Here is a 16,606-nt window from a genome sequence, read left to right as displayed (position 1 = left end):
CGAGGACGTGATGGCAGGTGGGGTGGCAGGTGTGACGGCAGGCTTCGGCGGTTCGTGGCAGGAGTGGTCCCGGAGGCCGAGCGGTCCTCCGGGAGCCGGGCGAGCATCACACTAAATGAAAATGATTGTCAAGAGCGGGTAGGGTGGGTGACCCGCAGTCGTTCAGGGACCGAGAGGTGGACTTCAGTGCAGCTGACCCAGGGGGCCGCCCCCGTCATACGTGCTCCGCGCCCGGTGCCCCCGGGTGTCGGCGTGGGCACCGCCTTCGGCACCTTCGGGGAGCTGCTCCAGGGGGCGCTGCCCGAGCGGGACGGCGACTTCCTGGTGACCCTTCCCGTGGCGCGGTGGACGCGGGCCACCTATCGCCGCGACCCGGACTCCACCGCCCTGGAGGTGCGCCCCGCCCGCAAGACGAAGGCGCTGCAACTGGCCCGCATGATCGCCGAGTTGGCGCCGGGGCGGGGGGTGGGCGGAACCCTCACCCTCAGCAGTGTGATCCCCGAGGGGAAGGGCCTCGCCAGCTCCTCGGCGGACCTCGTCGCCACGGCGCGCGCGACGGGCCAGGCCCTCGGCGTCGCGCTGCCGCCCGCCCGCATCGAGCGGCTCCTGTCCCGGATCGAGCCCACCGACGGCGTCCTCTATTCGGCGATCGTCGCCTTCCACCACCGCACGGTGCGGCTGCGCTCGGTGCTCGGGGCGCTCCCGGCGATGGGTGTCGTGGGCGTCGACGAGGGCGGCGAGGTCGACACCGTCGCGTTCAACCGGGTCCCGAAGACCTTCACCACGGCCGACCGGCACGTCTACGCCCGCCTCCTCGACCGGCTCACCGCCGCGGTCCGCCACCGCGACCTCGCGGAGGTCGGCCGGGTCGCGACGCGCAGTGCGCTGATGAACCAACGCCTGCGCCACAAAAGGACGTTGGAGCCGATGCGGGAGATCTGCCGCGAGGTGGGCGGCCTCGGCGTCGCCGTCGGGCACAGCGGGACGACCCTCGGGATCCTCCTCGACCTCGCCGATCCGGCGTACACGCGGAGGGCCGCGGTGGCGGCGGAGGCGTGTGCGGGGCTGGTGGGCGGGGCGGCCGGGGGTGGGGTGCGTGAGGGAGGGGCGCTCGGGGGTGGGGTCTCGGTGTATCGGACGCTGAGCTTTGCGGGTGGGGTGGCGGGGTGAGTGCGGGGTGAGGGCGGGGCCGTAACAGCCGTCGCAATTCCGCCAGTTGCGGTTCAGCTTCGGAATTCGCTCCCCAAGCACTGCGCGTTCCACTAACGTGACGCCCCATCACGCGCCGGTTCGCATCGGTGATGCCTCGGGGGGACCGTGCCAGACGATCTTGGGTTCGAGAAGCTGCTGTCCGACGACGGACTGGTGCCGAGCCTGCTCGGAAAGACCCGCAAAGGGCGCAATCACGCGATGCTGTACGGGCCCGACCTGCCCGTCGTGCTGCTCACGGGTGGGCCCGGGATGGGTAAAGGGCGCCTCTTGCGATGCGTGCGGGGCGAGTTCGGGAGTTACGTTCCCGTGGCCTTCCTGGACTGCAGGGTGCCGCCTTTCGGTGAGGTGTCCGAAGAACACGTGGAAACCCGCTCGGAAATCACCGAGGCCCTCCGGGAAATCGGCCTGCAGCTCCAGAAATGGTCGGGCGACGGCGGCAAAATAGAGACCCCGCGCCTGTACGCGGGGCTCGCGGCCGTCGCGGCGAGCGGCGCACAGGCCAGCCAGGCCGACCTCGTGGACGAGGTGCGGCGGCACGACACCCTCGTACCGAAGGGGGCGTTCTGGCGGGGCGTGTTCCACCGGGCCCGCAACGGCTATCTGAACGCCCTGGCCGCGCTGGCGGTGAACCCGCTGGTCACTCCGCTGCTCACCGCCGTCGTGGACGAACTGCTCGCCCGCGTCTCCCGCGAGGGCGGCTCCGCCCTGCGCGGGTGCTACGGCGAGTACCCCGGCGCGGCCGGCATGCCCGGGCTCGGGCTGCACGCGCTGGTCTCCGACTTCCAGCAGGGCGGCGTCGCCCGGCGGACCGCGGAGGGCTTTCTCTTCCGGGCGTTGCGGCAGGACATCGAGGCCGAGTTCCGGGGCGTCGGGCGGTTCGTGCGCGCGGGGCGGCCCGCCGTGCTGCTCGACCACGCGGACAACGCCCTGGGGCGCGGGCTGCTGCGGCCGGTGCTCGCCGACCGCGAGGCCGGACACCACGACCGCGTCGTCGTCCTCGCCACGGCCCGCCACGAGGGCGGCGGGCGGCTCCTGGGCCGCGACCGAGACCCGGACGAGGACCCGCCCACCACCTGGTCCCCGTCCGACGGCGCCCTCCCCACGTGGCGGCGCCCCCCGGCCCAGGATCCCGAGCTCGCACCACCGGCCCGCGGCGCCCTGCTGCTGCGCATGCCCGTCCTGACCCGGGGGCAGCAGAAGGAGGCGGCGACCCGGCTGCGCCACCAGCGCTCCGGCACCCACACCCCGGCCTCCTGGCAGCAGATCGACTTCGGCATCCACCGGCTCAGCGGCGGCCGACCGCTCTTCGTGACCCGTCTGAGCGAGGCGACCGCCTCGTACCGGCCGCTCGGCGACCGCGGCACCCCGGCCCTGCTCGACGGCACCGTGCGCACCGACGACGACGCCCCGCACCCGGTCAGCGAGGTGCTCCTCGACGAACTCATCCTGCGCGAACTCCCCGAGGAGCTGCCGCCGCAGCACCGCGACGGCTGGCTCGACCTGCTCACGCACCTGTCCGTCGCGCACGACGGGGCGTGCGCCCAGGCCCTGATGCGCCGGGTCCAGGAGGGGCGGCCCGCACAGCTCGCCGCACCCCGGATCGCCGATCTGCTCCAGGACTGCGGCTGGCCGCACTGCCCCCGCCACTTCATCGGCGACCTCGGCCTGCGCACGCTGTTGCGCCAGCGCCTCTACCGGATGCGGCCGGGCGGCGCGGAGTGGGCCCTCGACCACGAGCGTCTCCACAACCACTACCTGCTGCTGCGCGACGGCCATCCCGACGAGGTGTTCGGCACGGTGGGCGCCCACCGTCTCAACCACCAACTCGCCGTCCAGGGAGCCGAGTCGGTGGTCGACCGGCTGACCGCGACCTTCGCCACGACCGCCCCGGGACGGTGGTGCGAGGACGTCCTGTCCATCGCCCAGGCACCGCTCCTCGGCAGGCCCGACGACCGGCGCCTCCGGGCCCTGGGGGAGGTGCCGGTGGAGGGCGGCACGCTGCGCTGGCGGGTGGACCGGCTGCTGCACGCCCTGTGGCTCTGCGAGGACCGGACCAGGCCGATCGACGACGCGGTGGCCGGAGCGCTGAAGGACGTCCTCGACGACCTGTGCACCGAGGCGCCCCGGGCGGCGGCCACGCTGACGGACACGGCCCGCAGGTGGGGCGAGTCGATCGAGAACAGGCAGCCACTCATGCCGTGTGCGTGTACGCGGCACATCGGCAGGAAGGTGCGGTGATGGCGGAGCGACGGGGCGAGTCGGCCTGGGGCAAGGCGGTGGACTGGCTCTACCGGACGTGCGGGGCCACCCTGTTGAGGAAGTCCGTGACGGTCCTCGCCGTCGTGGCCGCGGTCGTGCTCAGCCTCGTCTACATCCCGGACTGGGTCAACGAACCCGATCACTGTGCCGCCGGGGTCGACAAGAGCGACGGGGAGTGCATCGGGGTCAACGGCTCCGGATACGACTTCGGGACCCGCGAGATAGCGAAGGTGACCGCCGCGATCGACAGGGAGAACCGGCGGATCGCCAAGAAGCCGCATGTGACGGTGGCGATGATGCTGCCCCTGGAACCGAAGTCCGGCGCGGACCGGGCGCAGCTCCGCAGCGAGGTGCAGGGCGCCTACCTGGCGCAGTACCAGGCCAATCGCGAGGAGAACTCGCCCCTCATGCGACTCGTCCTCGCCAACCCCGGCGCGGACTACGGCCAGCAGGGGAAGGTCGTCGACCGGCTGAAGGAGATGGCGGACTCGCCCGAGGACAACCTCCGCGCTGTCACCGGCTTCAACTTGAGCCTCGCCAGCACCAAGGAGGCAGTCGACCGACTCACCAACGAACTGGGCATCCCTGTCCTCATCAGCCGCGCCAGCGCCGACGAACTCGCCAACTCCGAGACGGGAAAGCCCCGTTACAAGACGCTCGCCCGTATCATCCCCACCAATCAGAGCCAGGCCGATGCCCTCGCCGCCTCGCGCCTCGGGCTGAACGACCGGGACACGGTCCTGGTCAAGGACACGCGCCCGAACGACATCTACAACGCCTCACTGGCCAAGGCGTTCAGCCGCAAGGAGAAGGGCCCGCCCGGACCGAAGGACCAGCCGTTCGACTCGCCGGGGATCAACGAGATCGGCAATACGGGCACGGACTTCAACACGATCGGTCAGAACATCTGCCTGTCGGACGCGAAGGTCATCTACTTCGCCGGACGCCCCGTGCATCTGCGCCTGTTCGCCCTCAAGCTCGCGGATCAGGACTGCCACGGCCGGAAGTTCACGATCGTCAGCGGATCCGGGGCCGCCACCCTCGACCGGTACATGAGCGACGCGGACTGGAAGCGGCTGGGTGGCGATGGAAAGGAGCCCGAGGTCACCGTGGAGTACGCGGCGCCCGCGCACCCGGATGCCTGGCGGGCCGAGCTCAAGACGTGGAGGAAGGACAAGAGGAACGCGGGCAAGGAGGACCCGCCCGTTCTCACCCAGCCACGCGACCAGCTGGCGAAGCTCGACGCCCTCATCAAGCGGCAGGGCGCGGGTGACATCGGCGACGTCGAACTCGACGACTCGCGCACGATGTTGGTCCACGACGGCGTGCTGACCATCTCCCACGCCGTGTGGCTGGCCAACAGCCAGGCGAAGAAGGGGAGTGTGCCGACACTGGAGCGGGTCGCCGCGCAGTGGCCCCGCCTGGAGTCCACGAACCGGGTGAGCGGCACCAGCGGCTGGATCTGCCTCACCAACAGCGGCAACCCCTACGACAAGCCGGTGGCCGTGGTCACCCTGAACCCCCGTACGAAGAAGGTGCAATTCCGCAAGATCGGCTGGCCGAACAGGACGCCGCAGCCGCAGAACTGCGTGGTGCCCAGCGGAACCCGATGACGCGTGCCACCTGCACCGTTGCGCATGGCGCAAAGGCGACGGCGGTGTGCGTTCGACGCGTCCCCCACACCGGTGAATATTCCGCTTGCATGCGCCACGGCCGAAAACGCCCTGGTCAGAGGGTTCGGGACAAGAGGACCTTGGACTCCGTACCGACGTACGTACCGACATGACGTCATGACGTACCGCATTCGGTGCAGCCCCCGACCAGGGAAGGAACCACATGACCCGCTTGCCTCTGGTTCGCAGGGCCGCCCTCGTGGCCGGCGCCGCACTCCTCACCGTCAGCCTCGCCCCAGCCGCCACCGCGGCGACACCCACCCAGGTCCGCGTGCCCGTGAACGTCTGGGCCAGCGACGTCAACACCCACGCCGACCCCTACACCACCTCACCCGTCACCGGCCAGGTCGGCCCCGGCACCGTCGAGGCCGTCTGCCAGGCGCCGGGCGGCAGCGTCTCCTACGGCGAGTACTACAACTACTGGTGGGCGCAGCTCGACAACGGCAGCTGGATCTCCGACATCTTCATCTCCGGCGGCAACAACGACGAGCCCGTCCCGGGCATCCCGTACTGCTGACGCCGACCCGTATCCGCGGCACGCACCAGGGCCCCCGGCATCCCCGGGGGCCCACCCCTTGTCCAGCGGCCCTAGCCCCCGGTCGTGCCGTCGAGCATCTCGCGCAGGATGTCCAGGTGGCCGTTGTGGCGGGCCGTCTCCTCGGTGAGGTGGAGGAGGATCCAGCGCAGGTCGACGTGGAGGCTGCCGCGGACGGCGCGCTCGGCCCGGTCGTCCAGGCCGCGCCCGGCGGCCAGTTCGCGGTAGCGGGCGCTCTGCTCGGCGTACTCGTCGAGCAGCTGGGGGAGCGGGAAGTCGACGGCGATACGCATCTCGCGATCGGGGTCCTCCTCGGTCCAGGGGCCCTGGTCCTCCTCGCCGAGGAAGACCACCTGGAACCAGTAGTACTCGACCCAGCGGAGATGGTTGATCAGCCCGCTCACGGTCATCAGCGGTGAACCCGGCAGGAGCGCCTTGCGGGCGTTCTCCTCGGAGATGCCGTCGCACTTGGCGCGGGCGGTGTCACGTGCGTAGTCGAGGAACGTGGTGAGCTGGGTGCGCTCGTCCCACGCGGGCGGAGTGTCGTCGATTCTGGTCATCGCGCGAAGCGTCGCCGATCGGGGCGACCGGTGTCGAGGCATTTACCGACGCGGACGAACGCTTGCCGACAGCGGATGACCGCCGCTCGATTCGGATAGGGCGGAGCGCAGAGGCGTCCTACGGTTCCGAAGAAATCGGTGCTTTGGAGGCGTACATGGACAGCTGTCGCGGTGAGCGGACAGCCGTGATCGTGGGTGCGGGCGTGGCCGGTCTGACAGCGGCCACTGCGTTGGCGCGCGGTGGATGGCAGGTCGAGGTCGCCGAGATCGCCGAGGCCGGTCCGGCGGAGGCGACTTCTGGATGGGGGCTGTGCCTGACCGGTCCCTCGCTGCGCGCGCTGGACGAGCTGGGGCTCGCGGACGCGTGTCTGGCCGAGGGGTACGGCATGAGCACGATCACGCATGTGGACGTGCACGGCGAACCCGCGGGCGTGGTCCGGTTGCCGCGCCTGATCGGTGCGCGGCGGCCGGCGATGGCCGGCATCGCACGCCCCGTACTGCACCGCATCCTGTACGCGGAAGCGGAGCGGTGCGGGGTGTCCGTGCGCCATGGAGTGACCATGACCGCTGTGGACCAGGAGGGGGAGCTGGTCCGGGTGCGGTGGTCGGACGGGACGGTCCGGGAGGTCGCGCTGCTGGTGGGCGCGGACGGGATCCGCTCGTCGGTGCGGGACCTGCTGGGACTTGAGACCTCACCCGGCTTTCATGGGCAGATGGTCTGGCGGGCGTTGGTGCCCCGCCCGCGGTGGGCCACGGGGGTGCACCAGTTCGCGGGGAAGACCGACACGGCCGGGCTCGTGCCGCTCTCGGACAGGCAGGCATACGTGTTCCTGACGGAGAACGGGGCCGAGCGGGGCGTCCTGCCTGATGCCGAACTCGCGCCGCGCCTGAGGCAGTTGCTGGGGGCCTTCCCCGGGCGGGGGAAGGAGATCCGCTCCCTGGTGACCGAGTCCGAGTCCGAGTCGGAGTCCGAGTCGGCGTCGAAGTCGGTGGTGCGCCGCCCGGTGCTCACTGCGCTCGTGGACGGCGCCTGGAACCGGGGCAACGCCGTGGTCATCGGTGACGCCGCGCACGCGCCCGCACCGCAGATGGCCAGTGGGGCTGCCCTGGCCGTCGAGGACGGGCTCGTACTGGCCCGGGAACTCGGGCGGCACGCGTCCGTCGAGGCGGGGCTCCGGGCGTTCGTCGGCCGGCGCACCCGGCGGTGCCGAACGCTCGTGGAGACCTCGGTGGCGATCGTCGGCCTGGAGCAGGCGCAGCGCCACCATGAGGCGTACGCGCTGGTCGATTCCTGCCATCGGCTCATGGCGGAGCCCGCGTAGGACCCCGCTGCCGTCTTGCTGCCGTCTCATTGCCGTCTCACTCGTGCCTCGCCCCGATCGCCATGGCTGACAATGAGCCTCTCGGGCCCTGAACCCCTTGGGAGGTGACCCCCGTCATCGTGTCGACGCCGCTGCGCAACCACCTCATCACCCGATCCCGGAACCCCGCCGACCTGCTCAACGCCGCCACCCGTCTGTTCGGCGGCTCGATCGCGACATCGCCGCTGGACGAGCTGTGCGGCGGCGATCACGAACTGCGCGGTGTCGCCGCCCACGACTTCGCGGTGGGCTGTTTCGCCTCGCCACTGGATGTGCGCGTCGCTTCCACTGAGGGCCGTAGCGGCCGTAGTGGTCGTAACGGTCATAAAGGCCGCGACGGCCGCAACCGTGGCTCCTACTTCCTCAACATCGGTGTCTCCGGCGCCATTTCGGCATCGTGCGGCGGTCTGCGGGCGACCCTCGACGAGGCCACGGCGGGTGTCGCCAACCCCGGCGACACCCAGGAACTGCGGCCCCTGCGCGGTCGGCGGACACGGTTCCTGGGCCTGCGGATCGACGCCGCCCTGATCGACCAGGAGTTCGCGGCGCTGACGGGGCATCCGCCGGTGTCCACGGTGCGCTTCGATTTCGCCCTCGATCTGGCCAGGCCCAAGGGCCGGGCGGTGCGACTCCTGGTCCACTCCCTCCTCGAACAGCTGGACTCGGGAGACCCGCTGTTCCAGCGCGCGGAGCTGCAGCGCAGCCAGTTGCGTTCCCTCGCCACGGCTCTGCTCCTGGCGCAGCCGCACTCGCACACCGATGAGTTGCGCGACGGTCCGCGGCCCGGCCACCCGAGCTCCTTGCGGGCAGCCCTCGCCTTCATCGAGGCGAACCTCGCCGAGCACATCACCCTCGGCGCGATCGCCGATGCCGCGGGCTGCAGCCCGCGGACCCTCAGCTCCGCATTCCGCGCCCGGCTCGGCCTCTCGCCCCTGTCCTACGTCCGCGCCCTGCGGCTCGACCGGATCCGCGCGGACATCCTCACCTCCGCCGACCCCATCGGCACGGTCGCCTACCGATGGGGCGTCTCACACCTCGGCCGCTTCGCCGCCGAGTACCGCGCCCGCTTCGCCGAACTGCCCTCCGACACCGCGACCCGCAGACAGATCGGACGGGAGCCGTACCCTGAGCCCCGTCCGTACTACCTGGGAGAGTCATGACAAGTAGGTTCACCGAGTTGGCCGTTGACTGTCACGATCCGGAGCGGCTCGCGGACTTCTGGTGCGAGGTCCTGGACTTCAAGGTCATCGAACGGAGTGAGGGCAAGGTCGAGATCGGCTCCTGGGTGCCGACCGTCGAGGAGGTCCGGGCCCGCCAGATGCCGCCCACCCTGTTGTTCATCCAGGTGCCCGAGGGCAAGGCCGTGAAGAACCGGCTGCACCTCGACGTCAGCCCGATCGACGGCAGCACCGAGGACGAGGTGGCCAGGTTGCTCGGCCTGGGTGCCACCAAGGCGGATGTGGGCCAGGGCGCGGACCGGAACTGGGTGGTCATGGCAGACCCCGAGGGCAATGAGTTCTGCGTTCTGCGCACCCTCGCACCGTAGAACCGGGCCGGGCCCGGGAGGGGGCTCGCCACCCCCTCCGGCGGTCGGCGCCTAGGCCCGCCGGTAGAAGTCCAACTGCGTCACCCCGCCGTATCCGTAGCTCTCCGGATGCAGTTCGTGGAGCGCGACTCCGGAGCGGGACAGGGGCCCCAAGAGGTCGGTGAGGAGCCGGTTCGCGCTCGCGATGAACGCGGCCTTCTCCGACGCGCTGTTGGTGCCCGCGGTGAGGCTGGCCTCCACATGGGCGTCGCGGGCATCGGTCAGCGGCTTGCCGTCGATGTAGTAACTCCCGGCCTCGACAAGGTTGATGTGCACGATGGTCCGTGCGCTCGACTTCTTGAGGTCGCTGACCGCGAGGCGCGTCAGGCCCTCGGCGAGGGCGCTCCGGACGTCCGAGGGCAGGGTGGGATCGGGGACGGTGACGCGGAAGTACGGCATGGCTCTCCTCCGGCTTCGGGTGGGTTTCCGCCCTGGTGGGCGGCGTGCGGCAAGCCTCGCCCCGGCTGGCACCATTGATCCAACGCATACATGTCATGGAGGTATGAGTCCGCCGCATGTCCGTGAACCTGCCCCAGCTCCGCGCCTTCCTCGCCGTCGTCGACGCGGGCGGATTCAGCGCGGCCGCCGTCGAGTTGGGCATGAGCCAGTCAGCCGTGTCGCACGCCGTCGCCTCCCTGGAGAGGGAGCTGGCCGGGCCGCTCGTCGTGCGGGCCGCCCCGGTGCGGACGACGGTCCTGGGGGAGCGGGTCCTGCCGCACGCGCGCATGGCCGTCTCGGCGGCCGGGGCCGTGGAGCGGGTCGCGGCCGACGCGAGCGGAGCCATGAGCGGAACGGTGCGGCTCGCGGCGACGCCCACCGTGTGCCAGGGCATGGTGCCCGGGCTGCTCCGGCACTGGGCGGAAGACCAACCCCGAGTCACCGTGCGGGTCTTCGAAGGGGACAGCGGCGAGGTGGAGGGGTGGCTCCGGGACGGGACCGCCGATGCCGCCATACTCGTCGATCCGCCCGCCGGGCCGGGGGTCCAGCTCGCCGTCGACGGCTATCGGGCGCTGTTGCCCGGCGATCATCCGCTCGCCGGGGAGCCGGTCGTCGACCTCCGGGACCTGGAGGATGACGACTTCTTGATCTCGCCCAACGGGTGCGAGGCGCGCGTCCGCACCATCCACCGCCTCGCGGGAGTGCCCTTTGAACCGACCCATCGCGTACGGGACCTGGCCACCCTCATCAGCATGGTGCAGGCCGGGATCGGGGTCACGGTGCTGTCCGAGGTCTCGCGGGCACTGCTCCCCGACGACCTGGTGCTGCTGCCCGTGCGGCCGCAGACCTCGCGCCGTCTCGTCCTGAGCGGACCGCCGGAGCGCCCATGGCACCCGGCGGTCCGCACCCTGGCCGAATCGGCCGTGGGGCATCTGGCCCGCGCCGAGGCGAAGGCCGTCATGGAGGCCGGTTCAGACCGCGTGCTGATCAAGCACGTGGCCGGTGGGGATCAGGAGATCAGACTCCCCAGCCGCCCTGCTTCACCGCGCAGTTCCAGGTCCGGCCCTGGCCGTGCAGGGTGAAACTGACCTTGTAGGAGCGCCGGTTGAGCACGTGCGTACGGACCTTGAAGCCGAGGCTCTTCTTGCCCTTGAGCGTCGTCTTGTAGACCGTGGCCTTCTGCGACGTGCGGTGCGTGATCTTGCCGCCGCCGTGCGGGGTCGCCTTGCCGAAGCGGATGTTCTTCTTGTTGGTCACCGTGAAGGAGACCTTCTTGAAGCTCTTGCTGCTCCGGTTCTTGATGCCGAAGTACAGGCCGCCGTTGGTCACCCAGCCGTTGTGGTCCGTGTAGAACCGGGTCGGGTAGGAAATGTCGACCGGGCAGCCCGCGGCCGTCGGCGCCTTGCTCGGAGCGGCCGACGCCGCCCCGGCCATGGTGAGCTGGGCGCCCGTGATGGCGGCCGCCGTGGCCAGAACTGCGGTGGTGGTGCGCATGCGGTTCACTGCGCTGGTACCTCTTCCCCCTGTGGCCCCGTGGGGCCCAACTGTCAGGACTGTGCGATGCATTCGCAGGGGGCAGCTTATGTCCCCCATACAGAGCGTATTGATAGCACGGTGTCCCAAGGTCGTAACGGCCTGGTCCGCCCTTTCGGCACCGCGTAACGTGACGCCGCATGAAGATCTGTGTCACTGCCGGGTGAAGCCGAGAAGTGCTGGCACCGTAGACCGTACGAGCCTCTGACCTGCGATGGGACGGATGGGACCGCGACGCATGAAGATCCTCATCAGCGCCGACATGGAGGGCGCGACGGGTGTGACCTGGCCTGCCGACGTGCTGCCCGGTACGCCCCAGTGGGAGCGGTGCCGGTCGATGTTCACCTCGGATGTGAACGCCGCCGTGGTCGGGTTCTTCGAAGGCGGCGCCGACGAGGTGCTCATCAACGAGGCCCACTGGACCATGCGCAATCTGCTGCTCGAGGAGCTGGACGAGCGGGCGGAGATGCTCACCGGACGGCACAAGGCGCTCTCGATGGTGGAGGGCGTGCAGTACGAGGGGGAGCACGCCGTCGACGGGATCGCGTTCGTCGGCTACCACGCGGGCGCCGGCATGGAAGGCGTCCTCGCCCATACATATCTGGCCAATTCGATCACCGGGGTGTGGGTGAACGGGGTGCGGGCCAGCGAGGGGCTGCTCAACGCGCGCGTGGTGGCCGAGTTCGGGGTGCCGGTGGTGCTCGTCACCGGTGACGACCTGGCCTGTGAGGACGCCCTCGGGTACGCGCCGGACGCGCTGAAGGTCGCCGTGAAGGACCACGTGTCGCGGTACGCGGCGGTGTGCCGCACGCCCGCGCGCACCGCCGCCGACATCCGGGCCGCCGCCAAGGAGGCCGCGACGCTCGCGGTGCGCCGGGACCCGGTCGCAGCCGGACCCTTCACCGTCGAGGTCGAGTTCGACGCCGAACACCTGTCGATGGCGTCGACGGTCGTGCCGGGCGTCCGGCGCACCGGGGAGCGTCAGATCACGTACACCAGCGAGACGATGTACGAGGGAATTCGTACCTTCAAGGCGGTCACCACGATCGCCGCGGCTGCCGTGGAGGAGCAGTATGGCTGACCGGAACGATTCTGCGGACGCCGCCGAGGGGTCGACTCCGGCGTCGGCGGGAGTCGACGCCACGGCACTCGACGAGGTCGTCGAGTTCACCTCCGACCTCATCCGCATCGACACCACCAACCGCGGCGACGGCGACTGCCGCGAGCGCCCCGCCGCCGAGTACGCCGCCGAACGGCTCGCCGGGGCCGGGCTCGAACCGACCCTCCTGGAGCGCACGCCGGGGCGCACCAACGTCGTCGCGCGCATCGCGGGCACCGACCCCGGCGCCGAGGCACTGCTCGTGCACGGGCACCTGGACGTCGTGCCCGCCGAGGCCGCCGACTGGAGCGTGGACCCCTTCTCCGGGGAGATCCGCGACGGCGTCGTGTGGGGGCGCGGCGCCATCGACATGAAGAACATGGACGCGATGATCCTCGCCGTCGTACGGCGCTGGGCGCGCGCCGGGGTGCGGCCGCGCCGGGACATCGTGATCGCCTTCACCGCCGACGAGGAGGCCAGCGCCGTCGACGGCTCGGGCTTCCTCGCCGACAGCCACCCGGAGCTCTTCGAGGGCTGCACCGAAGGCATCAGCGAGTCCGGGGCGTTCACCTTCCACGACGGGCGCGGACGCGAGCTGTACCCGATCGCGGCGGGGGAGCGGGGCACGGGCTGGCTGAAGCTCACCGCGTACGGGAAGGCGGGGCACGGCTCCAAGGTGAACCCCGACAACGCCGTGGGGCACCTCGCCGGCGCCATCGCCCGCATCGCCCAGCACCGGTGGCCGGTCCGGCTCACCCCCACCGTGCGCGCCGCCCTCGTCGAACTCGCCTCCCTGTACGGCCTGGACGCCGACGTGGACGCGCCCGGCTTCGACGTCGACGCGCTCTTCGACAAGCTCGGACCGGTCGCCGACCTGGTGGCGCCGACCGTGCGCGGCAGCGCCAACCCCACGATGCTGTCCGCCGGTTACAAGATCAATGTGATTCCGGGGGAGGCCACCGCCCACGTCGACGGCCGCTATCTGCCCGGTGGCGAAGAAGAGTTCCGCCAGACCCTCGACCTGCTCACCGGACCGGATGTGAACTGGGAGTTCCACCACCGCGAGGTGGCTCTCCAGGCGCCCGTGGACTCGCCGACGTACGCCAGGATGCGCGCCGCCGTAGAGGAGTTCGCACCCGAGGGGCACGTGGTGCCGTACTGCATGTCGGGGGGCACGGACGCCAAGCAGTTCTCCCGGCTCGGCATCACGGGCTACGGCTTCGCGCCGCTCAAGCTCCCCGAGGGCTTCGACTACCAGGCGCTGTTCCACGGTGTCGACGAGCGCGTCCCGGTCGAGGCCCTGCACTTCGGTGTCCGCGTCCTTGACCGGTTCTTGCGCACGGCCTAGAGAGAATGCGGACGGCTCTGTGAAAGTGGGGGCGTGAACGACATGGTGCAGACCACACCGTATGGCTCCTGGCCCTCGCCCATCGACGCGCGGCTCGCTGCCGCCCACGACGGCAGCCCCTCCTTCGCAGGCTTCGTGGGGGACGAGACGTGGTGGACGGAGCCGCGCCCCGACGAAGGCGGGCGCCGCGCCCTGGTGCGGCGCCGCGCGGACGGCACCGAGGAGTCGGTCCTGCCGCCGCCGTGGAACGTCCGCAGCCGGGTCATGGAGTACGGGGGCCTGCCCTGGGCCGGGGCGCACGACGGCGAGGGCCCCCACGGTGCCCTCGTCGTCTTCTCCGACTTCGCCGACCAGCGCCTCTACGCCCACACCCCCGACGCCCCCGGCGCCGTCCCCCGCCCCCTCACCCCCCTCTCGCCCGTGGGCGGCGGCCTGCGCTGGGTCGATCCGCGCATCCACCTCGACCGGGGCGAAGTGTGGTGCGTCCTGGAGGAGTTCACCGGCGCCGGGCCCACCGATGTGCGCCGGGTCCTCGCCGCGGTGCCCCTCGACGGCGCGGCGGCCGGCGACCGGTCGGCGGTGCGGGAACTCTCCGACGGCGCCCACCGCTTCGTCACCGGACCGCGGCTCTCGCCCGACGGCGGCCACGCCGCCTGGATCGGCTGGAACCACCCCCACATGCCGTGGGACGAGACCGAGTTGAAGGTCGCCGAGGTCGCCGCGGACGGCACCTTCGGACCGGCCAGGACCCTCGCGGGCGGCGTCGGCGAGTCGATCGTGCAGACCGAGTGGGCGGCCGACGGGCGGCTGCTGTTCGCCAGCGACCGCACCGGCTGGTGGAACCTGTACCGGGCGCGGCCGGACGGCACGGGCGCCGCCGAGGCGCTCTGCACCCGCGAGGAGGAGTTCGGCGGGGCCCTGTGGCAGGCGGGCCGCCGCTGGTTCGCGCCGCTGGCGGGCGGTCTCATCGCCGTCGTGCACGGCAAGGGCGCCACCGCCCTCGGCATACTCGACCCGGAGACCGGCGAGGTCGTGGACGCGGCCGGGCCCTGGACGGAGTGGGCGCCCACCCTCGCCACGCACGGCACCCGCGTCGTCGGCGTCGCGGCCAGCCCGCGCAGCGCGTACGAGGTGGTGGAGCTCGACACCCGCACCGGCCGCGCCCGCGTCATCGGCGCCGCCCACGACGACCCCGTCGACCCCGCCTACTACCCCGAGCCGCAGATCCGCACCTTCAGCGGCCCCTGCGGACGCGAGATCCACGCCCACATCTACCCGCCGCACCACCCCGGTCGCCTCGCCGCCGACGACGAGCTGCCGCCGTACGTGGTGTGGGCGCACGGCGGCCCCACCGACCGCGCGCCCCTCGTGCTCGACCTGGAGATCGCCTACTTCACCTCGCGCGGCATCGGCGTCGCCGAGGTCAACTACGGCGGCTCCACCGGCTACGGCCGCGCCTACCGCGACCGGCTGCGCGAACAGTGGGGCGTCGTCGACGTCGAGGACTGCGCCGCCGTCGCCCTCGCGCTCGCCGACGAGGGCACCGCCGACCGCGGCCGGCTCGCCATCCGCGGCGGCAGCGCGGGCGGCTGGACCACGGCGGCCTCGCTCGCCACCACGGACGTGTACGCGTGCGGCACCGTCATCTACCCCGTCCTCGACCTCACCGCGTGGAGCACCGGCGAGACCCACGACCTGGAGTCCCAGTACCTGGAGTCCCTGGTGGGCCCGCGCGCCTGCACCGCCGCCCGCTACGCGGAACGCTCGCCCACCCAGCAGGCGGACCGCGTCACCGTCCCCTTCCTGCTCCTCCAGGGCCTCGACGACGTGATCTGCCCGCCCGCGCAGGCCGAGCGGTTCCTCGCCCGGTTCACGGGACGGCGCGTCCCGCACGCGTACATCGCCTTCGAGGGCGAGGGCCACGGCTTCCGCAGGGCCGACACGATGATCCGCGCCCTGGAGTCCGAACTCTCCCTGTACGCACAGGTCTTCGGCCTCCACGCGACAGGCATCCCCACCCTGGAGCTCGCCAAGTGACCCCACCGGCCGGCCGAGTGCCCCCGCTTGCCCGCCCGCCCCGCCTCACTCCGTCGTCGAGAGTCGCCGTCGTCGCGCCCGCCGGACCGGTGCCCGAGGCGAGCCTGCAGGCGGGCCTTGACATCCTGCGGGGCTGGGACCTCGACCCGGTGACCGGCGCTCATGTCCTGTCCGTGGGCCGGGAGTTGACGTACCTCGCGGGCGCGGACGCCGACCGGGCGGCCGACTTCCAGCGGGCCTGGTGCGACCCGGAGGTGTCCGCCGTGTTCTGTGCGCGCGGCGGCTACGGCATCCAGCGGATGGTGGACCTCCTCGACTGGGAGGCGCTCCGGGCGGCGGGGCCCAAGGTGCTCGTCGGCTACAGCGACATCACCGCGCTCCACGAGGCGTTCGCGGCGCGCCTCGGCCTGGCGACGCTGCACGGGCCGCTGATCGCGACGGACGGCTTCCTCAAGAGCGAGAAGGCGCAAGAGAACTTGCGGGCAACGCTGTTCACTCCCGAGTCGGTACAGGAACTGACGACGGACGCCGCCCCTTCCCCGGCTTCCCCCCTCACCCCCCGCCGGGCGCGGGGTGTGACCCTCGGCGGCTGCCTCAGCCTGCTCGCCGCCGACCTCGGCACCCCGCACGCCCGCCCCTCGGCGCGCGGCGGCCTGCTGTGCCTGGAGGACATCGGCGAGGACCCCTACCGCCTCGACCGCTACCTCACCCAACTCCTGCGCGGCGGCTGGCTCGACGGGGTCGCCGGGGTGGCGCTCGGCTCGTGGGTGGACTGCGAGCCGTACCCGGAGGTCCGCGCCCTCCTCGCGGACCGGCTCGGCGGGCTCGGGGTGCCCGTGGTGGGCGACTTCGGGTTCGGCCACGGGGAGGGGGCGCCGACGCTGCCGCTGGGGGTGGCGGGGGAACTGGACGCGGAGGCAGGGGTGTTGAGGCTGGACGTGCCCGCGCTGATGTGAGCGGCTCACG

15 protein-coding genes are annotated in these 16,606 nt (G+C 71.7%); 12 read left to right on the top strand and 3 right to left on the bottom strand.

Going from position 1 to position 16,606, the window contains the following annotated elements:
• Nucleotides 1-192: 192 nt before the first annotated feature.
• The 4 genes from ACFWYM_RS00140 (at nt 193) to ACFWYM_RS00125 (ending at nt 5,661) form a co-directional block, all read left to right on the top strand.
• Nucleotides 193-1,170, top strand: coding sequence for a kinase (locus ACFWYM_RS00140; RefSeq protein WP_384828803.1), 978 nt, complete (start codon nt 193-195; stop codon nt 1,168-1,170).
• A gap of 147 nt (nt 1,171-1,317) precedes the next feature.
• Nucleotides 1,318-3,450 (top strand): hypothetical protein, encoded by a 2,133-nt coding sequence (locus ACFWYM_RS00135; RefSeq protein ID WP_384828202.1) that lies wholly within the window; start codon nt 1,318-1,320, stop codon nt 3,448-3,450.
• Nucleotides 3,450-5,084, top strand: a complete 1,635-nt coding sequence (locus ACFWYM_RS00130; RefSeq protein WP_384828201.1) for an ABC transporter substrate-binding protein — start codon at nt 3,450-3,452, stop codon at nt 5,082-5,084. The genes ACFWYM_RS00135 and ACFWYM_RS00130 overlap by 1 nt, the downstream gene beginning before the upstream one ends.
• 223 nt (nt 5,085-5,307) lie before the next feature.
• Nucleotides 5,308-5,661, top strand: coding sequence for a hypothetical protein (locus ACFWYM_RS00125; protein ID WP_384828198.1), 354 nt, complete (start codon nt 5,308-5,310; stop codon nt 5,659-5,661).
• Between the two features lie 71 nt (nt 5,662-5,732).
• Here ACFWYM_RS00125 and ACFWYM_RS00120 read toward each other — a convergent pair whose 3' ends face one another.
• Nucleotides 5,733-6,239 (bottom strand): DinB family protein, encoded by a 507-nt coding sequence (locus ACFWYM_RS00120; protein WP_384828196.1) that lies wholly within the window; start codon nt 6,237-6,239, stop codon nt 5,733-5,735.
• Nucleotides 6,240-6,394: 155 nt separating this feature from the next.
• Here ACFWYM_RS00120 and ACFWYM_RS00115 point away from each other — a divergent pair, with 155 nt between their 5' ends.
• The 3 genes from ACFWYM_RS00115 to ACFWYM_RS00105 all read left to right on the top strand — a co-directional run bounded on the left by ACFWYM_RS00115 (nt 6,395) and on the right by ACFWYM_RS00105 (nt 9,146).
• Nucleotides 6,395-7,561: an FAD-dependent monooxygenase gene (locus ACFWYM_RS00115; RefSeq protein ID WP_384828194.1), complete on the top strand. Its 1,167-nt coding sequence runs from the start codon at nt 6,395-6,397 to the stop codon at nt 7,559-7,561.
• Nucleotides 7,562-7,665: 104 nt separating this feature from the next.
• Nucleotides 7,666-8,760: an AraC family transcriptional regulator gene (locus ACFWYM_RS00110; protein ID WP_384828192.1), complete on the top strand. Its 1,095-nt coding sequence runs from the start codon at nt 7,666-7,668 to the stop codon at nt 8,758-8,760.
• On the top strand, nt 8,757-9,146 hold the full coding sequence (locus tag ACFWYM_RS00105) for a VOC family protein (RefSeq protein WP_384828190.1): 390 nt from the start codon (nt 8,757-8,759) through the stop codon (nt 9,144-9,146). The genes ACFWYM_RS00110 and ACFWYM_RS00105 overlap by 4 nt, the downstream gene beginning before the upstream one ends.
• Before the next feature lie 51 nt (nt 9,147-9,197).
• Here ACFWYM_RS00105 and ACFWYM_RS00100 read toward each other — a convergent pair whose 3' ends face one another.
• A complete protein-coding gene (locus tag ACFWYM_RS00100) occupies nt 9,198-9,584 on the bottom strand; it encodes a 4-oxalocrotonate tautomerase family protein (protein ID WP_384828189.1) in 387 nt (128 codons plus the stop codon).
• A gap of 116 nt (nt 9,585-9,700) precedes the next feature.
• On the opposite strand from ACFWYM_RS00100, the gene ACFWYM_RS00095 reads away from it, so the two are divergent.
• Nucleotides 9,701-10,705, top strand: coding sequence for a LysR family transcriptional regulator (locus tag ACFWYM_RS00095; RefSeq protein WP_384828187.1), 1,005 nt, complete (start codon nt 9,701-9,703; stop codon nt 10,703-10,705).
• On the opposite strand, the gene ACFWYM_RS00090 is transcribed toward ACFWYM_RS00095, so the two are convergent.
• A complete protein-coding gene (locus ACFWYM_RS00090; RefSeq protein WP_384828185.1) occupies nt 10,641-11,117 on the bottom strand; it encodes a hypothetical protein in 477 nt (158 codons plus the stop codon). The two genes, ACFWYM_RS00095 and ACFWYM_RS00090, sit on opposite strands and share 65 nt — an antisense overlap.
• Before the next feature lie 277 nt (nt 11,118-11,394).
• On the opposite strand from ACFWYM_RS00090, the gene ACFWYM_RS00085 reads away from it, so the two are divergent.
• From ACFWYM_RS00085 to ACFWYM_RS00070, 4 genes are read left to right on the top strand one after another with little or no spacing between them, the layout of a single operon-like run.
• Nucleotides 11,395-12,237: a M55 family metallopeptidase gene (locus tag ACFWYM_RS00085; protein WP_384828183.1), complete on the top strand. Its 843-nt coding sequence runs from the start codon at nt 11,395-11,397 to the stop codon at nt 12,235-12,237.
• Nucleotides 12,230-13,603 carry a M20/M25/M40 family metallo-hydrolase gene (locus tag ACFWYM_RS00080; RefSeq protein ID WP_384828182.1) on the top strand — a complete coding sequence of 458 codons (1,374 nt, stop codon included), beginning with the start codon at nt 12,230-12,232 and terminating at the stop codon, nt 13,601-13,603. The genes ACFWYM_RS00085 and ACFWYM_RS00080 overlap by 8 nt, the downstream gene beginning before the upstream one ends.
• 42 nt (nt 13,604-13,645) lie before the next feature.
• On the top strand, nt 13,646-15,640 hold the full coding sequence (locus ACFWYM_RS00075; RefSeq protein ID WP_384828801.1) for a prolyl oligopeptidase family serine peptidase: 1,995 nt from the start codon (nt 13,646-13,648) through the stop codon (nt 15,638-15,640).
• A gap of 17 nt (nt 15,641-15,657) precedes the next feature.
• A complete protein-coding gene (locus tag ACFWYM_RS00070) occupies nt 15,658-16,596 on the top strand; it encodes an LD-carboxypeptidase (protein WP_384828799.1) in 939 nt (312 codons plus the stop codon).
• Nucleotides 16,597-16,606: the final 10 nt, after the last annotated feature.

It is taken from the genome of Streptomyces sp. NPDC059009 (assembly GCF_042740175.1).
Classification (GTDB): domain Bacteria; phylum Actinomycetota; class Actinomycetes; order Streptomycetales; family Streptomycetaceae; genus Streptomyces.
Note: the sequence above shows the minus strand (reverse complement) of the source record. Positions and strands in the feature narration are given on the sequence as shown.